The organism is Cocleimonas flava (assembly GCF_004339015.1).
Taxonomy (GTDB): domain Bacteria; phylum Pseudomonadota; class Gammaproteobacteria; order Thiotrichales; family Thiotrichaceae; genus Cocleimonas; species Cocleimonas flava.
Map to the genome: position 1 here is coordinate 1,116,948 of NZ_SMFQ01000002.1, position 19,993 is coordinate 1,136,940.

The 19,993-nt window shown below is 41.5% G+C and carries 16 protein-coding genes; 9 read left to right on the forward strand and 7 right to left on the reverse strand.

What is annotated here, in order from left to right:
• Nucleotides 1-180: 180 nt before the first annotated feature.
• Nucleotides 181-1,218 carry a DUF2333 family protein gene (locus EV695_RS05075; RefSeq protein ID WP_131904810.1) on the reverse strand — a complete coding sequence of 346 codons (1,038 nt, stop codon included), beginning with the start codon at nt 1,216-1,218 and terminating at the stop codon, nt 181-183.
• 109 nt (nt 1,219-1,327) lie between these two features.
• Here EV695_RS05075 and EV695_RS05080 point away from each other — a divergent pair, with 109 nt between their 5' ends.
• The 5 genes from EV695_RS05080 (at nt 1,328) to EV695_RS05100 (ending at nt 5,926) form a co-directional block, all read left to right on the forward strand.
• A complete protein-coding gene (locus tag EV695_RS05080) occupies nt 1,328-3,085 on the forward strand; it encodes an ABC transporter ATP-binding protein (RefSeq protein ID WP_131904811.1) in 1,758 nt (585 codons plus the stop codon).
• A 62-nt stretch (nt 3,086-3,147) separates the two neighbouring features.
• Nucleotides 3,148-3,627, forward strand: a complete 480-nt coding sequence (locus tag EV695_RS05085) for a GNAT family N-acetyltransferase (protein WP_131904812.1) — start codon at nt 3,148-3,150, stop codon at nt 3,625-3,627.
• A 27-nt stretch (nt 3,628-3,654) separates the two neighbouring features.
• The gene (gene mutY / locus EV695_RS05090) at nt 3,655-4,716 is read left to right on the forward strand and encodes an A/G-specific adenine glycosylase (RefSeq protein ID WP_131904813.1); all 1,062 of its coding nucleotides are present in this window, start codon (nt 3,655-3,657) and stop codon (nt 4,714-4,716) included.
• A gap of 84 nt (nt 4,717-4,800) precedes the next feature.
• Nucleotides 4,801-5,067, forward strand: coding sequence for an oxidative damage protection protein (locus EV695_RS05095; protein WP_131904814.1), 267 nt, complete (start codon nt 4,801-4,803; stop codon nt 5,065-5,067).
• A 97-nt stretch (nt 5,068-5,164) separates the two neighbouring features.
• Nucleotides 5,165-5,926 carry a ferredoxin--NADP reductase gene (locus EV695_RS05100; protein ID WP_131904815.1) on the forward strand — a complete coding sequence of 254 codons (762 nt, stop codon included), beginning with the start codon at nt 5,165-5,167 and terminating at the stop codon, nt 5,924-5,926.
• Nucleotide 5,927: 1 nt separating this feature from the next.
• Here the strand turns inward: EV695_RS05100 and EV695_RS05105 are convergent, their stop codons facing one another.
• The 3 genes from EV695_RS05105 to nadA form a co-directional block, all read right to left on the reverse strand.
• Nucleotides 5,928-7,610 carry an ABC transporter substrate-binding protein gene (locus tag EV695_RS05105; RefSeq protein WP_131904816.1) on the reverse strand — a complete coding sequence of 561 codons (1,683 nt, stop codon included), beginning with the start codon at nt 7,608-7,610 and terminating at the stop codon, nt 5,928-5,930.
• 331 nt (nt 7,611-7,941) lie between these two features.
• Nucleotides 7,942-8,787, reverse strand: a complete 846-nt coding sequence (locus tag EV695_RS05110; RefSeq protein WP_207906950.1) for an alpha/beta fold hydrolase — start codon at nt 8,785-8,787, stop codon at nt 7,942-7,944.
• A 184-nt stretch (nt 8,788-8,971) separates the two neighbouring features.
• The gene (nadA, locus tag EV695_RS05115) at nt 8,972-10,042 is read right to left on the reverse strand and encodes a quinolinate synthase NadA (protein WP_131904817.1); all 1,071 of its coding nucleotides are present in this window, start codon (nt 10,040-10,042) and stop codon (nt 8,972-8,974) included.
• Nucleotides 10,043-10,091: 49 nt separating this feature from the next.
• Between nadA and polA the strand changes: the two genes are divergently transcribed.
• Together polA and EV695_RS05125 are read left to right on the forward strand one after the other, a co-directional pair.
• On the forward strand, nt 10,092-12,905 hold the full coding sequence (polA, locus tag EV695_RS05120) for a DNA polymerase I (protein WP_131904818.1): 2,814 nt from the start codon (nt 10,092-10,094) through the stop codon (nt 12,903-12,905).
• A gap of 168 nt (nt 12,906-13,073) precedes the next feature.
• Nucleotides 13,074-13,523 carry a DUF302 domain-containing protein gene (locus EV695_RS05125; RefSeq protein ID WP_131904819.1) on the forward strand — a complete coding sequence of 150 codons (450 nt, stop codon included), beginning with the start codon at nt 13,074-13,076 and terminating at the stop codon, nt 13,521-13,523.
• Nucleotides 13,524-13,623: 100 nt separating this feature from the next.
• On the opposite strand, the gene EV695_RS05130 is transcribed toward EV695_RS05125, so the two are convergent.
• From EV695_RS05130 to EV695_RS05140, 3 genes are all read right to left on the reverse strand, one after another.
• Nucleotides 13,624-14,934, reverse strand: a complete 1,311-nt coding sequence (locus EV695_RS05130) for a citrate synthase (protein WP_131904820.1) — start codon at nt 14,932-14,934, stop codon at nt 13,624-13,626.
• Nucleotides 14,935-15,268: 334 nt separating this feature from the next.
• Nucleotides 15,269-16,996, reverse strand: a complete 1,728-nt coding sequence (locus EV695_RS05135; protein WP_131904821.1) for a sodium:solute symporter family protein — start codon at nt 16,994-16,996, stop codon at nt 15,269-15,271.
• Nucleotides 16,997-16,999: 3 nt separating this feature from the next.
• On the reverse strand, nt 17,000-17,266 hold the full coding sequence (locus EV695_RS05140) for a DUF4212 domain-containing protein (protein WP_131904822.1): 267 nt from the start codon (nt 17,264-17,266) through the stop codon (nt 17,000-17,002).
• Between the two features lie 382 nt (nt 17,267-17,648).
• Between EV695_RS05140 and EV695_RS05145 the strand changes: the two genes are divergently transcribed.
• Nucleotides 17,649-19,493, forward strand: a complete 1,845-nt coding sequence (locus EV695_RS05145; RefSeq protein WP_131904823.1) for a carbamoyltransferase family protein — start codon at nt 17,649-17,651, stop codon at nt 19,491-19,493.
• A gap of 35 nt (nt 19,494-19,528) precedes the next feature.
• Nucleotides 19,529-19,951: an SxtJ family membrane protein gene (locus EV695_RS05150; RefSeq protein ID WP_131904824.1), complete on the forward strand. Its 423-nt coding sequence runs from the start codon at nt 19,529-19,531 to the stop codon at nt 19,949-19,951.
• Nucleotides 19,952-19,993: the final 42 nt, after the last annotated feature.

Here is a 19,993-nt window from a genome sequence, read left to right on the forward strand (position 1 = left end):
CGGAAAAAGAGATTAAAGGCACCCCCCTACTTTGAGGGGAGTTTTCGTGATGTTGATTATTCTTTTAAAAGGCGCATCAAGCACTTAGTGTACTCGATACACATATAAAAGGATTTGAAGACTGTCTTTAGAAACTGACACAACGGCAAATGCGCGATCAGTTTAAAAAGACTTAGGGCGTTAACCTTGTTTCAACAACCTCTCAAGATCAATCAAGGCTGCGTTAGCACGTGATATGTATGACGCCATCACCAAAGAGTGATTGGTTACAAAGCCAAAACCTTTACCGTTAAGAATCACAGGACTCCAGATAGCTTGCTGAGTACCTTCCAATTCACGAATAATCTGACGCAAACTAATCAGTGCATTTTTGTCTTTTAGCACGTCGTTAAAATCGACTTCAATCGCACGTAAGATATGAATCAGTGCATAGGTCTGACCACGTGCTTCATAAAACACATCATCGATTTTAAACCAGCCCGTTTTAACATAGTTAGACTCTGCATTCGGCGTCGATTGTTTGGCGTTTTTATCGCCAGCCAGTGACGTATCCAGTTGCTCTCTACCCACACTAGAACTCAATTCTTGCGCTAATGATCCCAGGCGTTTTTTAACTAGGTCTACCCAGTCACCTAAATTGTCAGCACGTGCGTAGAATTGTGCATTGTTTTTTCCTGTGCTGGATAATCTTGCAAGATACTTATCCAGTGTTTTGATGCCATCTCTGTATTGGCTTTCGGCAGGTGGTAAAATCCATAAATTGGTGTCTGTATGAAATTTAGTTGCGGTGTTGATTAAGTCATCATCTTCCTGCGACTGCGATTGTGAACGACTTAAATCATTTCGTAACGCCAATGCCAGATCACGCGCTTGCACCAGTACACCAAATTCCCAATTAGGCATATTGTCCATGAATACGCCGGGAGGCATGCGATCGTTTTCAAGGAATCCACCGGGTTTGTCGAGTAGGGTTTTCATCAGCTGAGATAACGTTGCGGTCGTGGTAAAGCCAGTTACCATTTCAGCGCCCATTTCATCGGCATAGTTTTGCGCATTGGTATTTACATCAAAGCGAGCGGGTTCGCGGCTCCAGTAAAACATCAGTAAAATAGACAGAATGAGCAAGGTGACAATAAACATTCCTATTGTCCACTTAAGGCCTTTTTCTTTCCAGGTTGAGGGTTTGTATAATGAAAATACTTTTCCAACTGCACCCATGTGAAACTCCAAGATTAAATTAGTGTGAGATGAATCAAATATGCGGCTTTAAGCGCGACTTATCAAGTACACTGTGCGAAGTTCTGGTGAAATCTAATAAATACCTCTTATGAAAACCATTTTTAAAGAATATATCAATGTGGCATTGCAAGTGCGATGGGCATTTTTACTGGTAATGATCGGGATTGTCTCTGCGACGTTCCTAGGGATCTATGTGCCTGTTTTTTATAAAAATATAGCGAATGGCTTTGCCGAGCCTTTTAGCGTAGAAACCAGCTCGATGATGTTGCATAACTTCTGGATGATTGTCCTGTTCTATGCCGGTATCTGGTTATCCTGGCGTGTGCTTGAAATCGGTATAGTGCCTGTTGATGGCGGTGGTATGCGCCTCTTGAACAAGCGCTGCTTCAAGGTATTGAAACGTCAGAAATTTCTGTATTTCGAAAATAATTTCTCGGGCAGTTTAATCAAACAGGCAGGACGTTTTTCACGCTCTTATGAAGTGATTGTGGACTGGTTTATTTTCCAGTTTGTACAAAATGTATTAAGCATCTCGATCGCCTTTATTATTTTCTATCAACACTACCCTGAGTTTGCTTACTATTTTCTGGTATGGGTGATTGGATTCATTATCTGGAGCGTGGGTTTCTCCATCTGGAAATTGAAATACGATAAAGCCGTTGCAGAAAGTGACTCAAAGTTGGGGGGTGCCTATTCTGATGCAATCAGCAATATCTTTATTGTTAAAAGCTTCGCCCTAGAAAAAAGCGAACAAAACAACATCGATGAAAAAGCCGATGTGGTTTATCAAAAAACCAAGATCGCCTGGATATTGATGTTTGTTTCATTTGCAGTTCAGGGCTTTTTGACCATGGGCATCGAGCTGGTACTGGTGTACAAAATGATTGGTAAGTGGGAGCTGGGTCTATTTAATGTGGGCGAATTCGTTTTATTCCAATCGATTCTGTTGATTTTGGTGCAGCGTCTATGGGAATTCGGACGAAATTTCAGAAACTTTTTCACAGCCTTAGCCGATGCCGCAGAGATGGCGGATGTCTTTAAAAATGATGATTTCGAGCGAGATTCTGCCGCCGCCAAAGATTTGAAGATCAGTAAGGGTGGCATTCAAATCAAAAACATTAATTTTGCCTATTCAAGCAGTGACAAAAGTCAGGATGGATTGTTCGAAGATTTTTCGCTGGATATAAAACCCGGTGAGAAGATTGCCTTAGTGGGGCATTCTGGTTCAGGAAAAACTTCACTGACTAAATTGCTGTTTCGCTTTTTTGAACCGCAACAAGGCAAGATTTTATTCGATGGGCAGGATGCCAAAGACTTTACTCTGTCATCATTACGCAATCAGATTTCATTAGTGCCACAACAACCCGAGTTGTTTCACCGAACCGTGCGAGAAAATATTTTACTGGGTGATGAAGTCAGTGAAGAGGCGTTGATCAAAGCGGCTAAAAACTCAGGTTGCCTGGACTTTATTCAAAGCCTGCCAGAGCAGTTTGAAACAATGGTGGGTGAACGCGGCGTAAAGCTTTCAGGTGGCGAAAAGCAACGCATCGCTCTCGCCAGAGCGTTTCTTGAAAATGCGCCGATTGTGGTGTTGGATGAAGCCACAAGCGCGCTGGATTCGATCACCGAAAAACAAATTCAATCAGCTATCTTTGAGCTAATTGAAGAGAAAACGGCGATTGTGATTGCACATCGTTTATCCACTATTTTGCGTATGGACCGAATCTTAGTGCTAGATAGCGGTAAAATCATTGAGCAAGGGACGCATCAGGAATTACTTGATAAAGGCGGTAAATATGCAACCATGTGGAAGCACCAAAGCGGCGAGTTTCTTAAGCAGAATTAACGCTAAGCTTTTATTTAAATTCTTCTGAAAAAAATATGCCTTCAAAGTAGGGGGGTGACCAAATGAAAATAGTTGAAGCACAATCTGAAGATATGGGGATAGTCCGTGATTTCTTTCGTGAATATCAGGCTTGGTTAAATGTGGATATTTGTTTTCAGGGGTTCGAAGAGGAATTAGCGAGTTTGCCCGGTCGCTATGCCGCCCCAAAGGGAGCAATTTATTTGGTGTTTGATGACGACGAACCAGTCGCCTGCGCAGCAATTAGACCAAGAATCGATAAAGCAGAAACAGAAGCGGAATTTAAACGTTTGTTTGTGCGGGAATCGCACCGTAAAAAAGGCATAGGCAAAAAGGTGTTTAATGCGGCAATGGAGAGTGCAAAGGCAATGGGTTATGAAACAGTGGTGTTAGAAACCCTACCGATAATGGAATCAGCAAAGCACCTTTATCAACACTATGGTTTTAAACATTGCACCCCTTATTTTGACGATGCTGACCCAAGCGTTGAATTTTTCCGTTATCAATTTGATTCATCCACATGACGGCTTAGCCACCCCCTACAAAAATATATGAGTAAAAATAAATTATCGTTCGCAGATAAATTACTGCACTGGTTTGATGATCACGGTCGTAAAGATTTACCATGGCAACAAGATATCAGCCCCTATCGTGTCTGGGTGTCTGAGATTATGTTGCAGCAAACTCAAGTGAAAACGGTCATCCCTTACTTTCAACGCTTTATGGAATCGTTTCCTACCGTGACTGCTTTGGCAAACTCCGAGCAGGATGAAGTCTTAAAGCACTGGTCAGGTTTAGGTTATTACGCCCGTGCGCGCAATATGCACGCGGCAGCGATAATGGTAAGGGATGAATTTAATGGCGAGTTTCCTCGTGATATTGAGAATATCCAGCACTTAAAAGGCATTGGCCGTTCTACCGGCGCGGCGATTTTATCCATTGCCAGTAATCTGCCAGAACCTATTTTGGACGGTAATGTAAAGCGCGTGCTAAGTCGGGTATTTGCGGTGGAAGGCTGGGCAGGAAAATCTGCGGTGTTAAAAGAACTGTGGACGCTTGCCGAACAAACCACACCCAAAACGCGCAACGCTGATTACACTCAGGCCATTATGGACTTGGGTGCAACGCTGTGTACCCGCAGTAAACCACGTTGTGATGATTGCCCGATGAAAAGCGATTGCATTGCGTTTGCTGATAGTCGACAAGCTGAATTGCCTGCTAAAAAGCCGAAGAAAATCATCCCCGAGAAAAAAACGATTATGCTCATCGTTAAAGATGAAGCAGGTGATGTGTTTATGCAGAAGCGTCCTCCGACAGGAATATGGGGCGGACTCTGGTGTTTTCCTCAGTTCGAAACACAACACGAGGCTGAAAACTGGACACAGGAGTTTCTGGGCGAATGGAGCGAAAAAGTGCAACGACACGATGTGCTTAGCCACACGTTTAGTCACTTCAAATTACACATTCAACCCTTGATAATTCAGCTTAAAGCCCCCATTAAAATGAGTGTGATGGAGAAAACAGACAAGCTCTGGTATAACGTCAACACAGAATTCAATGGTGGTCTTGCAGCCCCTGTAAGCACACTTTTAAACACCTTGGTTAGACAGTGATCTGATCAAAAATTTAGAAAAATCTAGAAAAATTTGAAGACAAAAACTTAATAAATACGTTACTAGAAATTAAAGGACAGAAACATGGCAAGAATGGTTAATTGCATCAAGTTAGGTAAAGAAGCAGAAGGTTTAGACACACTGACTTACCCGGGTGAGTTAGGACAGAAGATTTATGACAATATCTCAAAAGAAGCATGGCAAGGGTGGGTAAACCATCAAACAATGTTACTCAATGAGTATCGTTTATCGCCAATCAATCCTAAAGACCGTAAGTTTCTTGAAGAAGAAATGGAAAAGTTCTTATTAGGGGAAGGTCCATCGTCAGTCGACAATTTCGTCCCTGAATAGATTTATCGCTAATAGACCCGATTAGATCGGGGTTACATTAGACCGGTCATAAAAAACCTCCTGAAAGTGGGGGGGTGACCATAAGAGAATACATAAAATGGCAGCAAACTGGGTTCCAGCAACGGTTATCGAAAACCGAAAATTGACAGATAGGCACTTTGCCCTGATCTTCGACGCTGAGCTATTGCCTTTTAAACCGGGTCAGTTTGCACGCTTGCAAATCGAAGCAGAAAACGATGAAGGTGAATTAGATAAATTTGCTAATCCCTACTCGTTAATCAATACCCCTGATGAAAAATATGCCGAGGTCTATTTCAACACTGTGCCAGAAGGCAAAGTGTCAAATGCCTTGGCAGCTTTAAAACCGGGTGATACTTTAGAAATTGCACAACCTTGCGTTGGCTTTTTTGTATTATCACAAATTCCGGATTGCAAACACCTGTGGATGCTTTCTACAGGCACGGGTGTAGGTCCTTATTTGTCGATGCTGAAAACCGATGAAGCGTGGGAGCGATTTGAAAAAATCACCTTGGTGCATGCGGTTCCTTACGCCAACGAATTGAATTACTCAGAACTCATTGAGCAGTTTGCGGCAGAACACCCCGATCAGTTTCAATTTATTTCTATCGTCAGTCGTGAAGATCATGAAGGATCACTCAAAGGACGCATTCCTGCCTTAATTGAGAACGGTGAACTAGAAGCGAAAGCGGGTTTGGAAATTAACAAGGAAAACTCGCATGTGATGCTGTGTGGGAATAGTGGTTTGTTGAATGATACTAAAGCCGTGTTATTAAAACGTGGTATGGACAGACATTTAAATCACAAACCCGGGCATGTTTCTTCAGAGCAATATTTTTAAGTCAGTTCGGAATTTCCGATTGTTTCGGACACCACGACAACCAGGCTGAAGGAAAAATAAGGCTTTGTGCCGGTGTAAGACCGCAAACATCATTATGTGCCATGAGCTTTAAAGACGGGCGAATAATGGGAATAGCGCTGCTTTTACTCAAATAGAATTCTTCTGCATCTCTAAATTTTTCAAAACGCTTTGTGCCTTTACTATTATTTGCCTCCCGCATTAATGTATCAAAATGACGTTTATCCTCAGCTTGAAAAATTCTAGGCAATTGAGACATGCTGATAAAAAATCCAGAAGGATCGGGCAGAGCAACAAACCATTGGAATATCGATAAATCGTAATTTTCACTCACTCTCATTTTATCAAAACTGGCAGAAGAGGTGGGTTGTTCCAGTTTTAACTTTATGCCAAAGGGAATTAAAATAGGTGTTAAAACCCTCGCCAAGTGACTCGATTTATTATCTGAGGTAACCAATAAGGTCAATGTTTTGGGCGAGAGAGGGTTAATGTCAATTTCCTGAAGAAGCTTCCTTGCCTTGTCATGTCGTTGACTTTTATTGAGCTCATAGTTGGTATTTTTTAACGGCAGATCAGAATAGGCCTTAAGGTTGGGTAACTGTACTAATCTACGTGTTGGTGATCCTTGAACACGACGGGATGCCCGTGAAAAGACCTCTTCGGGCTCTACGATATTCTTAATAGCTTCAACAAGTTTAGGTTCAACACGGTCACGATTTATACTTAATAAATAGACTGCCGTTGAGGGTTGTTCAATCAAGCTGCAATTCTTACTCTCCAAAAAATTACTGATTAATTTGGTATTGCCAGCTGATACGTAAGAAATATGCAGCGCTGTTTTTGGGTCTGTGTAATAACGTAATGCATCTTTTTGTGGTTCGTCTTTTTCTGATACATAGACATAGTGTATTTTGGGTATTTTTAACTGACTACTTTCAGGATGTGCAGTATTTTTCACTAAATGAATTTCTTTTAAATCCAGGTGGTTGTGCCCGCTGGAATGATAAAAAGTATTCAAGATGGGTTTGTACTGACCGTTAAAAGGAATATCTGTTCTGTTACTCCAGTGGTCTCCGTGTTTTTTTACAAAATGTGAAGGCACCGGAAATAGTGCTGCGTTTAGCGTGCGTTGATAAAACAACGGGTCAAACGTATCAAACTCAAGTCGGAGCGTATACGGATCTATAACTTGAATGCCTTTGAGTACCTTTGAGGAGCCTTCACTGTATTCTTTTGCACCTGCTAAATTCATCAGCGCGAAGTACAATGCATTTTGGTTTTTTGATGTTTTCAGGACTGATTGCCAGGCGAGCGCAAAATCATTCGCAACAACCGGAGAGCCATCACTCCAGCGTTTAGATGGGTTTAAATAGAAGACGATGGTTTTATCCAACGCATTAATGTGCCAGCGTTTTGCCGCACCGGGTTCAGGTTCGCCATATTTACCGACTCGAATCAATCCTTCGAAGATATCATTGAGTAATCGATAACACTCTCCGGTTGAGGCGAAAACCGGACTAATGCTTTCACAGCGATGACCTAGTTTGAGCTCTTGTGACTCTTGTGACATAGCTGGCTTAGCCATCATCAACAATGAAAAGCATAGAAGCACAATAAGTTGGTGCAAGGCTCGGGTCACAACTATGGTCGCAATATGTTTATTCAAAAAGACTGTCGCATTAAAAGTGTTATTTATTCGGAGTAAGTAAGGCGTGGGTGCTTCTCAACCCATGTAGATTGGAGAGAAACGGGGAAAAATATTAACATATACTAATTTATAATCAGCATTTATTTGTCAAATAAAGGTTTTCATGCATACGTATTTGTTAAATTTGACTGAATCATTGTTCTAATGCACAAGAAAGTATCAATGTGATTAGTTTATAAGCAGATTGAAAACCCTGTAAACCAAAGCCACCCCCCTACTTAGGGGCGTTTTTTTATTTACCTAAACGCAGGGTTTTAGAATTCAGGCAGACAGGTCTTAAGGTTTTAATTTATAAATTTTCATCGGTTACTGTTTCTATAAGCACCGTTGAAAACTCTGCCGGTTTTTTTCTGTAGACCACATGATTGCCTTTAAAGGTACGGATTGTCCAGCCTCGCTCTTTAGCCCGTTGCCAGGAAACATCTCGTGAACGCTTCTCGACCGACATCCCTTTTGGGACAAAGGCAAGGTAAGTCGTATCTAATCGTTTTGCCGCAGGGTTTATATAAGATACGGGTTCGGTGTAAGTTTTATATGACTGGATAACGTCTCTTGGGTAAGGTTTGTCAAATTTCAACCAGGGGAAGTGAATCATCCCGTTAATCACTTTATAGCTGGGTTTTAATGGTTTTACATCAATCATCGACATACCATCATCAGGCACCATCGCATCGACAAAAGTCACATGACGAATACGCTGTGGGATACGGTTCATAACGCCTGTTAAAACCATTCCCCCATAACTGTGACCTACCAGAACGATATTATTTAAACGCTCGAAAATAATCATATTCACAATGTCATTGATATGTGTGGTGAGGTTGATTTCTGGGCTAGCTAAATGATACTTATCACCCAGGCCTGTGAGGGTAGGTCTATAAACGATGTGTCCTTTTGCGGACAGGTGTTGTGCGACGGTTTTCCAATCCCAGCCGCCACCTGTGGCACCGTGTACGATCACGAACGTGTATTTTTCGTTATTTTCAGGTGCTTTGCTGGAGCTTTCTGTTGCCGGCTGTTGCGCCATTGCGCTGCCAGAAAACAAGCCAATAACTACACAGAAAATAGGAATAGTGATTAACGAAAGAATCACTGAAATGAGTGGAGTGAATAGCTGCTGGCGCGTGATTTTCATATCAACTAACTTAGACAAAGATCTTTAGACATAGATGTCTTTAATTTTAATGAGTTAGTCTGAAAATAGAAAATTGTTTTTGTGCAAATTAAAGCAAATATTAATACACCCCCCTACTTATAGCGACTTTTTAGAAAAAGTCGCTATAAGTAGGGGGGTGTATTAAATATAGGTGGATGATTATTTACGCTGAAACTTTGCTCATTGATTGGCTAGTGGCAAAATCGAGCATGCGTTGTGTCGATCTAAGTGCCTTTACGCGCACTTCTTCATCAACGAAAATTTCATTATTTCCGTTCTTCAACACTTCTAATAAATTGTGCAGGCCGTTCATAGCCATCCATGGGCAATGTGCACAACTCACACAGGTTGCACCATCACCATGAGTTGGTGCAGGAATGAAAACTTTGCCGGGTGCTTCTTGCTGCATTTTGTAGAAAATGCCTTTGTCGGTAGCAACAATGAATTCCTTATTGGGCATTTCTCTCGCGGCATTGATAATTTGGGTGGTTGAACCAACCACGTCAGCCATCGCGATAATTTCTTCGGGAGATTCAGGATGCACCAGAACACCAGCATCGGGGTGCTTTTCGATAAGCTCGCCCAATGATCGGGTTTTGAATTCATCATGCACGATGCAGGCGCCTTGCCAGCGTAACATCTCAACACCTGACACTTTCTGAATGTAATTACCGAGGTGTTTGTCAGGTGCCCATAATACTTTTTTACCTTGTTTGCCGAGCCAGCTGACTAAGTCTAAAGCGATACCCGAAGTAACCACATAATCAGCACGTGCTTTTACATCCGCGCTAGTATTGGCATAAACCACAACGGTATGGTCAGGGTGTGCATCACAAAATGGTGCAAAATCTTCAATTGGACAACTAAGGTCAAGAGAACATTCCGCTTCGAGTGTTGGCATTAACACGCGTTTTTCAGGGGTCAGAATTTTTGCCGTTTCACCCATGAAACGAACGCCAGCAACAATTAATGTTTTGGCAGGGTGTTCGTTACCAAACTTTGCCATGTCGAGTGAATCAGAAACATAACCACCGGTTTCTTCCGCAAGTTCTTGCAGTTCTTGATCAACATAGTAATGCGCAACCAAGACGGCATCCTGTTCTTTCAGGAGTTTTTTAATCTCATCTTTGACGGCTTCTTTTTCTTCAGGCGTGTAATGTGGGCTCAAATTTTCGATTTGTGCCGTTACCGGAACTTTAAATTCAGGAATGATGGGTGCTGTAACAGTAGACATGTTTTATACTTTGGGTCTCGAATCCTAGATTTCAACAGTATATCAATCCATGTCAGATAAAAATACCAGTAAACCTTTAGTTCTCGTAGATGGTTCATCGTACCTATTCCGTGCGTTTTACGCATTACCATCGAGCCTTACCAGCCCAGACGGGATGCAAACCAACGCGATTCACGGCGTGCTGAATATGCTCGATAGGTTGAGAAAAGACTATCAACCAGATCACATGGCGGTAATTTTTGATGCGAAGGGCAAAACATTTCGTAATGACATGTTCCCTGAATATAAAGCCACACGCCCACCGATGCCGGATGAGTTGCGCGATCAAATCGAACCGCTACACAAAATTATCGAAGCACAAGGCTATCCGATGATAGTGATGCCAGGTGTTGAGGCTGATGATGTGATCGGCACCATGTCGAAACTGTATGACGGTGATGTAATCATCTCTACCGGCGATAAAGATATGGCGCAATTGGTGGATGACCAGATCAGTTTGATCAACACCATGTCGAATAGCTTCCACGATCGCGCAGGCGTGATTGAAAAATACGGTGTGCCACCAGAACGCATTCGAGATTATTTAGCGTTGATGGGGGATAAGGTCGACAATATTCCTGGTGTACCAAAAGTGGGGCCGAAGACTGCTGTTAAGTGGTTGACCGAATACGATTCACTCGAAGCCATTATGCAAAACGCGGATAAATTTGGTGGCAAGATTGGTGAAAATTTACGTGAGTCATTGGAGTTTTTACCGTTATCGTATGAATTGGTGACGATTAAATGTGATCTTGAGCTGGATGTGTCGCCAGAATACTTAAGCTTTAACGAAGAAAATAAACAGCTACTGGCCGAGCTTTATCAAAAGTATGGTTTCCGTACGCGTTTAAGCAATTTGCAATCAACCTCAGATACGCCGATTCAGTTAAAACCCGAAGCTGTAGGTTCTAATAGTGATAGCGAAGAAATTGGTATCCCGGAAATAGAAGAAATTAAAGAAGTCGACTATCAAACGATTCTTACTGAAGAACAGTTAGATAGCTGGATTGCAGATTTAAAAGATTCAAAATTATTCGCGTTCGATACTGAAACCACCAGTCTTGCCTATATGGACGCCAGAGTGGTTGGGATGTCATTTTGTATTAAAGCAGGCACAGCGGCTTATTTACCGCTAGCACATGATTATGTGGGAGTGCCTCAGCAACTGAATTTTGATGCTACTTTGGCGAAGTTGAAACCACTGCTAGTAGATCCAACCATTCTTAAAGTCGGTCAAAATCTGAAATATGACCGTTCTGTGTTGCTAAATCACGATATCGAGCTAAAAGGTATCGCGCATGACACTATGCTGGAATCTTATGTTCTGGATTCGGTATCTAATCGGCATGATATGGATACGTTGTGTGAAAAACACCTCGGTCACATCAATGTGAAATTTGAAGATGTTGCGGGTAAAGGTAAAAAACAACTCACGTTTAATCAGATTCAAATCGACGATGTCGTACAAGAAAGTGATGATCCCGATGTTGAGGCGACAGTGACTCGCGGCGCTGCCTATTACGCCGCAGAAGATGCAGATATGACATTGCGCCTGCATAATTTCTTCTGGCCACAATTAAAACCGCGTCAGTCTCAGGAAAAACTGTATCGTGAAATTGAAGTGCCGTTATTAAAAGTGTTGTCCGATATCGAGCGCAACGGTGTATTGGTTAATGCTGAAATGTTGGCTAAGCAAAGCGAAGAATTGACGGTTCGAATGAAAGAGTTGGAACAGGATATTTATGAATCTGCAGGTGGTGAATTCAACTTAGGTTCACCAAAACAAATTCAGGAAATTTTCTTTAATGAAGATAAGCTCAATCTTCCGGTTATTCGTAAAACGCCGAAAGGTCAGCCATCAACCGCTGAAGATGTGTTGCAGGAATTGGCGGAAGAGCACGATGTACCACGTTGGTTATTAGAGCATCGTGGTCTGAGCAAGTTGAAATCGACTTATACCGATAAATTACCACTGGAAATAAACCCTCAAACCGGCAGGGTGCATACCTCTTATCATCAGGCGGTTGCGGCTACAGGTCGTTTGTCATCGAGTAATCCGAACTTGCAGAATATTCCCGTGCGTAATGCGGAAGGTAGACGTATTCGACAGTCGTTTGTGGCACCGGAAGGTTTTAAAATTTTAGCGGCTGATTATTCGCAAATAGAATTACGCATCATGGCGCATTTGTCGGGTGACGATGGTTTGGTAGAGGCGTTCTCGCAAGGTAAAGATATCCACAGAGCGACAGCCGCCGAGATATTTGAAGTAGGGTTGGATGACGTTCAAACCGAGCAACGTCGTGCAGCAAAAGCCGTCAACTTTGGTCTTATTTACGGTATGTCGGCATTTGGTTTGGCGAAGCAGCTCAAGGTTTCTCGTACTGAGGCTGCTGAATACGTGACTAAATATTTCAAGCGTTATCCGGGTGTTAAACATTATATGGAAGACACCCGCGAAAAAGCCAAAGAGGATGGCTACGTAGAGACACTTTTCGGTCGTCGCCTATACCTACCAGAAATTAATGCTAAAAACGCCATGAGGCGTCAATACGCGGAGCGTACGGCAATTAACGCGCCGATGCAGGGCACAGCCGCAGACATTATTAAAGTTGCGATGATTGGGGTGAATGATTGGTTGCGAGAAGGCACCAGCAATACCACCATGATTATGCAGGTGCATGATGAATTGGTGTTTGAAGTTGCTGAAGATGAAATCGAAGCTGTCCAATCAAAGATTATAGAGCGTATGGTGAATGCCGCTAAACTTGATGTGCCGTTAGTTGTAGATACAGGTCTAGGTATTAACTGGGATGAAGCTCATTAGCGTTTATTGTTAATTATTCAACTTTCACTAAACTTTTTTTAAAAAGTTTGATCTGAACTTAAGATTTGTACGTACAGCTTATATGCATAAATTGTGCTGTTATACCGAATAAATACATTTACTTCTAAATCGAAACTTCTTAAATAAAATAAAGGATGGATAATTACAATGAGAATTAATCATTTCAAAAAAATGCTAGTGATCATGGGTCTTGCTGTTTCAGTATCTGCTTCTGCAGACATCATCAAGAAAGCGAGCGCGCATAGTGTCAAAGAAACTATGGATAAATTTGAAGCACTTGCTAAATCTAAAGGTATGGATATTTTTGCACGCGTTGACCACACTAAGAATGCGGCGGGCGTTGACATGAAAATGAATGAAGCAGAAGTATTGATTTTCGGAAACCCAAAAGGTGGCACTGTGATCATGAAGAAAGATCCTGCTGTATCTCTGGATTTACCACTAAAAGTTGCGGTTTATAAAGATGATGCCGGGAAAGTGTGGTTGAGTTACCGTAATCCGCAAGATCTTGCGAAAGATTATGATGTGGCTGACGTGCCAGTATTGGGAAAAGTTGAAACGGGCCTGGATAAATTAACGACTGCTGTAACTAAGTAGAAAATTTGTAAAAAACGCTCAAAAGTAGGGGGGTGGCTTTTGCTGATTCACCAAGAACCAGAAAAGGCACCCCCCTACTTATAAGCAGTTTTTTTAAGATCTAACGCTTGTCTATCTTCACGTAATCTCTTTTATCTTCACCTGTGTATAACTGGCGAGGTCTGCCAATTTTAGAACCAGGGTCACCCATCATTTCATTCCACTGAGAAATCCAGCCTACCGTTCTTCCTAGAGCGAACAATACGGTGAACATGTTTAATGGAATACCCATTCCGAGGAAGATGATGCCTGAGTAGAAATCAACATTTGGATATAAGTTACGCGACACGAAGTATTCATCTTCCAGCGCAATCTTCTCAAGTTCCATCGCAGTTTCAAGTAGCTTCTTGTGCTCTGGGTTGCTGAAGGTGTTTTCTGCAATCATCTCATGACAGGTTTTTCTAATAATTTTGGCGCGCGGATCGTAATTTTTGTAAACACGATGTCCGAAGCCCATTAATCTGAAACGGTCTTTAGGATCTTTCGCTCTATCAATAAAGTCTGAAATTGGTTTGCCAGACTCATTGATTTCAGTAAGCATTTGAATAACAGCTTCGTTAGCACCACCGTGAGAAGGTCCCCATAGAGAAGCGATTCCGGCTGCAATAACAGCAAATGGGTTAGCTTCAGAACTACCCGCTAAACGAACTGTAGAGGTTGAAGCATTTTGTTCGTGGTCGGCGTGTAAGACCAGAATCATATCCAGTGCTTTTTCCATCAATGGATCAACTGTATACGGCTCTGAAGGCATTGAGAACATCATGTGCAAGAAGTTGGCGCTGTAGCTTAAAGAGTTCTTAGGGTATACAAATGGCATTCCCTTAGAGTAGCGATAACTCCAGGCAGCGATAGTTGGCATCTTTGCGATAAGACGATGAGCCGCATCCATACGATCTTCCTGACTATGTACATCTTCATCTTCATGATAGAAAGAGGATAATGCGCCGACAACACCAACCATGGTAGCCATAGGGTGAGCATCACGTCTGAAGCCTAAGAAGAATGTTTTTAATTGCTCCTGAAGCATCGAACGCGTACGTATTGATTCTTCAAATTCTTCTAATTCTTTTTCGTTAGGTAGTTCGCCGTTTAATAACAGGTAACATGTCTCCAGAAAAGAGCTTTCTTCAGCTAATTGCTCGATAGGGTAACCACGGTATTCGAGGATTCCTTTGTCACCATCAAGATAAGTGATTTTACTTTCACAACTTGCCGTAGACATAAAGCCTGGGTCATAAGTGAAGTAGCCTAATTCTTTATAAAGGCTGCGTACATCCACCGTCATAGGGCCACTAGTAGGCTTGTATAAATCTAACTCAATCTGCTTGCCAGTGCGGTTATCAATTAGCGTTACGCTATCTCTCTTGGACATACTCTTACTTCTCCAATCTCTTATTCGTAGGAAATTATTATATAAATTGTGATATTAATTTTTTTTTAGATTACTTGTTATTTAAATACGGCGACTAAATCACTCTGATCGAGGATTCTCTAACATCAAGATTAATCGAATAACAATTTCACCACGTTTGGTGACAAGTAAATTTTTGATGTTATTAACCATCGTTTAAGGGTAGGAAATAAAACACTATTAGGAAAATGAATAGCTTCAATCGTAAGCATTAAAGATGGCTAGATAAGTGTATACATAAAAAAGGCTCCTATGAAGGAGCCTTTTTATTAATCAATGTAATTATCTACATAGATTAGTCTACGTGAGCAGCACCTGCACCCTGAGGTACACGGATATGTTCAACAAGCTCTTGTACATCTTGTGGTACTTCAGCAGTCATTCTAGAAACAATGTGTGCAACTGCAAAGTTAGCTAATGCGCCAACAGCACCAAATGCATTTGGAGATATTCCAAAGAACCAGTTTTGTTCCATGCCACCCATGAAAGATGTACCAGGGATAAACATGATTCCTTTGTGTTGGAATACATATAGCATCGTTACAATGATACCTGTAAGCATACCAAGGATCGCGCCTGTTCTATTTACTCGCTTAGAGAAAATACCCATCATCAGAGCTGGGAATAGAGACGAAGCTGCAAGTCCAAAGGCTATCGCAACCGTACCAGCCGCAAAATCGGGCGGATGCAATCCGAGATAACCGGCTCCTAGGACGGCGAAGGCCATCGCTATTCGACTGGCGAGTAGCTCGCTTTTCTCAGAGATATTGGGGGTTAGAATACCTTTCAATAAATCATGAGAGATGGATGAAGCAATCGCAAGTAACAATCCGGCAGCAGTTGATAGTGCGGCAGCTAGACCACCAGCAGCAACTAATGCAATAACCCAGTTTGGTAGTTTCGCAATTTCTGGATTAGCAAGTACCATGATGTCACGGTCAACTTTAACCATTTCATTGGTTGCTTTATCAGCAGTGTATTGGATCTTGCCATCACCATTCTTATCTTCAAATGCTAGTAGGCCTGTCTTTTCCCAGTTTTTGAACCACTGAGGACGCTCTGCATAAACAAGGTAATCGCCTTTAGTAGGTTCGATAGTCTGCATCAAGTTAAGACGAGCCATCGCACCAACAGCAGGAGCTACTGTGTATAGTAATGAGATAAATACTAATGCCCAAGCCGCAGATCTTCTTGCGCCTGCAACGTTAGGAACTGTGAAGAAACGAGTGATAACGTGTGGAAGACCAGCAGTACCGAACATCAATGTTAGTGTGTAAACAAACATATTGAGTCTGTTGTCCATTCCAGCAGTTGTATATTCTTTAAAGCCTGTGTCTGTAAGAACGGCGTCAAGTTTATCGAGTAGATAAGTGCCATCTGCCATCGTGCCACCCAAACCAAGCTGTGGTAATGGATTGCCAGTTAGCTGCATAGAGATAAATACCGCAGGAACAGTATAAGCAAAGATAAGAACTACGTACTGAGCAATCTGTGTATAAGTGATACCTTTCATTCCACCCAGTGTTGCGTAGAAGAATACGATCGCCATACCTACGTAAAGACCCGTATCATAATCAAGCTCTAAGAAACGAGAGAAAGCTACTCCGATACCCTTCATCTGTCCGATTACATAAGTAACAGAAGCAAGGATCAAACAAATAATAGCTACAAGACGTGCTGTTCTTGAGTAGAAACGATCACCGATGAATTCAGGTACCGTAAACTTACCGTATTTACGAAGGTAAGGAGCTAGAAGCATCGCTAGTAGTACATAACCACCAGTCCAACCCATTAAGAATACAGAAGCGCCGTATCCGTTAAAGGCGATTAAACCAGCCATACCAATGAAAGATGCCGCTGACATCCAGTCGGCAGCAGTAGCCATACCATTCAGGATTGGGTGAATACCTTTACCTGCAACGTAAAACTCGCCAGTTGATGCAGCGCGTGCCCAAACCGCGATACCTAGGTATAACGCAAACGTTAAGCCTACAACGATATATGTTAGTGTTTGTAATTCCATTTATTAATCCTCTTCCACGCCAAATTTGCGATCTAACGCATTCATACGCCAAGCGTAGAAAAAGACTAGAGCTACAAAAGTATATATTGAACCTTGTTGTGCGAACCAGAAACCTAACTTATATCCACCAAGGCGGATTTCATTAAGTGGTTCAACAAGCATGATGCCAAATAAATATGAAACAACGAACCAGATAACTAGACAGATCATCACTAGTCTTAAATTGGCCTTCCAATAGGCCTTCGCATTATTTTCACTTTCTTGCGACATAAACTTCTCCTTATAGTCTACTTAAAATCTTGTTAAAGCAGCAACCAATGCTTTAAAGATTCCGGCGAAGATAGCATAACGACCTGTAAAGGTCTTTTATTGGAGATAGAATTATTTTAATGATTAAGATTAGTACTACTTAGTTTATTAATATTATCCCTTAGTCTTTTCATTGTAGCCATTGATCAATAGTTGGTTATTTTCTATACAGTTTCCTCTATGATGATGTTTTGATTTAATACCATAAATTATTAAAAAATCTAGGTATATAAAGACGTAGAGCAGAAGCTGGAAATAGTGATTACCAATAAATCATTTCGTGTTTTTCTAAAGTCGAATATCGTTAAGAAAGAATAACTAAGAAAGAAATAGAACCACAAATATGAAAACATATATTTTAGGATTATCAGCATATTATCATGACAGTGCAGCGGCACTTGTTTGTGATGGAGAGGTTGTGGCTGCTGCGCAAGAAGAACGTTTCACGCGAAAAAAACACGATCCTGCCTTCCCTGCTCATGCGATTAAATACTGTTTAAAAGAAGCTGGTATCAATCATAACGATATCAGCTCGGTGGTTTTCTACGATAAACCATTGTTAAAGTTTGAAAGACTTTTAGAGACTTATTTGTCTTATGCGCCAAGCGGATTTCGTTCATTTTTAACAGCAATGCCAATCTGGCTAAAAGATAAATTATTTTTGAAAAAAACACTTAAAAGAGAACTGTCTTCTGTATTCTCTATTGGTGAAAATGAAATACCTGAGTTGTTGTTTAATGAGCACCATCAATCTCATGCGGCGTCTGCTTTTTTTCCATCGCCTTATGAGAAAGCGGCGGTTTTATGTCTTGATGGTGTGGGTGAATGGGCCACAACATCCATGTGGATTGGTGATGGAAACGAGTTAACGCCGCAGTGGGAAATCGATTTTCCGCATTCTCTGGGGCTGCTATATTCGGCTTTTACCTATTACACAGGGTTTCGTGTTAACTCTGGTGAATACAAGCTAATGGGTTTGGCGCCTTATGGTGAACCTAAATATGTCGATTTGATTTTAGATAATTTGATCGATCTGAAAGAAGACGGTACGTTTAAATTGAATATGAAATACTTCAATTACGCGACTGGTCTGACGATGACGAATAAAAAGTTCGCTGATTTGTTTGGTGCTCCTGCAAGAGAGCCCGAAGGTGAACTCACTCAAAAAGAAATGGATATCGCGCGTTCTATTCAGTGGGTCACAGAAGAAGTGGTGCTACGTTTGGGTAGAAGTGTGCATAAAGAAACCGGTCTGGATTATTTATGCCTTGCTGGCGGAGTTGCACTTAACTGTGTATCTAATGGAAGGTTGCTTCGAGAAGGTCCGTTTAAAGGTATCTGGATTCAACCCGCTGCTGGAGATGCTGGTGGTGCGGTAGGTGCTGCTTTATCTGCTTATCATCAGTATATGGATAAGCCACGGACCTTGCAGTTGCCTGATGCAACGAAAGGTTCTTATCTCGGGCCAAAATTTAGTAATGAACAGATAACAAGCTATTTAGACAAGATAGGAGCCGATTACACGCATGTCGAAGATGATCAATTAATGCCTAAACTTGCTGAAGTTATGCAGGGTGAGAAAGTTGTTGGTTGGTTTCAGGGACGCATGGAATTTGGTCCGCGTTCTTTAGGTGCGCGCTCTATCATTGGTGATGCAAGAAGTACCAAAATGCAAACCGTGATGAATTTAAAAATCAAATATCGTGAGTCCTTCAGACCTTTTGCTCCGGTTGTTAAGTTCGATAAAGTCTCAGAATGGTTTGAGCATGAGGGCCCAAGCCCTTATATGTTGATCGTAGCGCCTGTAAAAGAAGATAAGCGAAACTTGATGAGCGCAGAACAAGATAAGCTTTTTGGTATCGATAAACTCAATATCCCACGATCTCAAATACCAGCGGTTACCCATGTTGATTACTCTGCGCGTGTGCAAACCGTTCACCCAGAGACCAACCCAAGGTTTTACCATCTATTGGATGCTTTTGAAGAAAAGACAGGTTGCCCTGTTCTGGTTAATACTTCATTCAATGTGCGTGGCGAGCCAATTGTGAATACGCCAGAGGATGCATACAGATGTTTTATGCGGACTGAAATGGATTATTTGGTGATGGAAAATATTTTAATAGATAAGACTACTCAGCCAGAATGGAAAGAAGAAGGCGACTGGCGTAATGAGTTCGCTTTGGATTAAAGCAATATTATCGTAACTAAGAATAGACTATAAATATGACCGCAGATACTCAAACAGTGGAAGTGACAAAATCAGATTTAAGAAAATTTGGTTTTATTATGGGAGGGATGATCGCCTTAATGTTTGGCTTATTCTTTCCCTGGGTTTTTGATAAAACCAGCGAAAATTGGCCGATATGGCCATTCATCGTGATGGTTGTTTTCTTTGCTTTGGCAATCGTGATGCCTGAAATTTTACGCCCGGTTAATCATTACTGGTTAAAGATTGGCAATGTTTTAGGGTTTATAAATAGCCGTATTATTTTGGGAGCAATGTTCTATTTAATGATTTTTCCGATTGGCATGATCTTGAAGGTTTTAGGGAAAGACAGCATGGAAAGAAAGTTAGAAGAGAAAGCTGAAACGTATAGAAAAATAACAAAGGTACGAGAAAAGGATCATCTGAAAAAGCCTTTTTAATCTTTGTAGTAATTAATGAATGAGATAGTGATAGGAATTAGA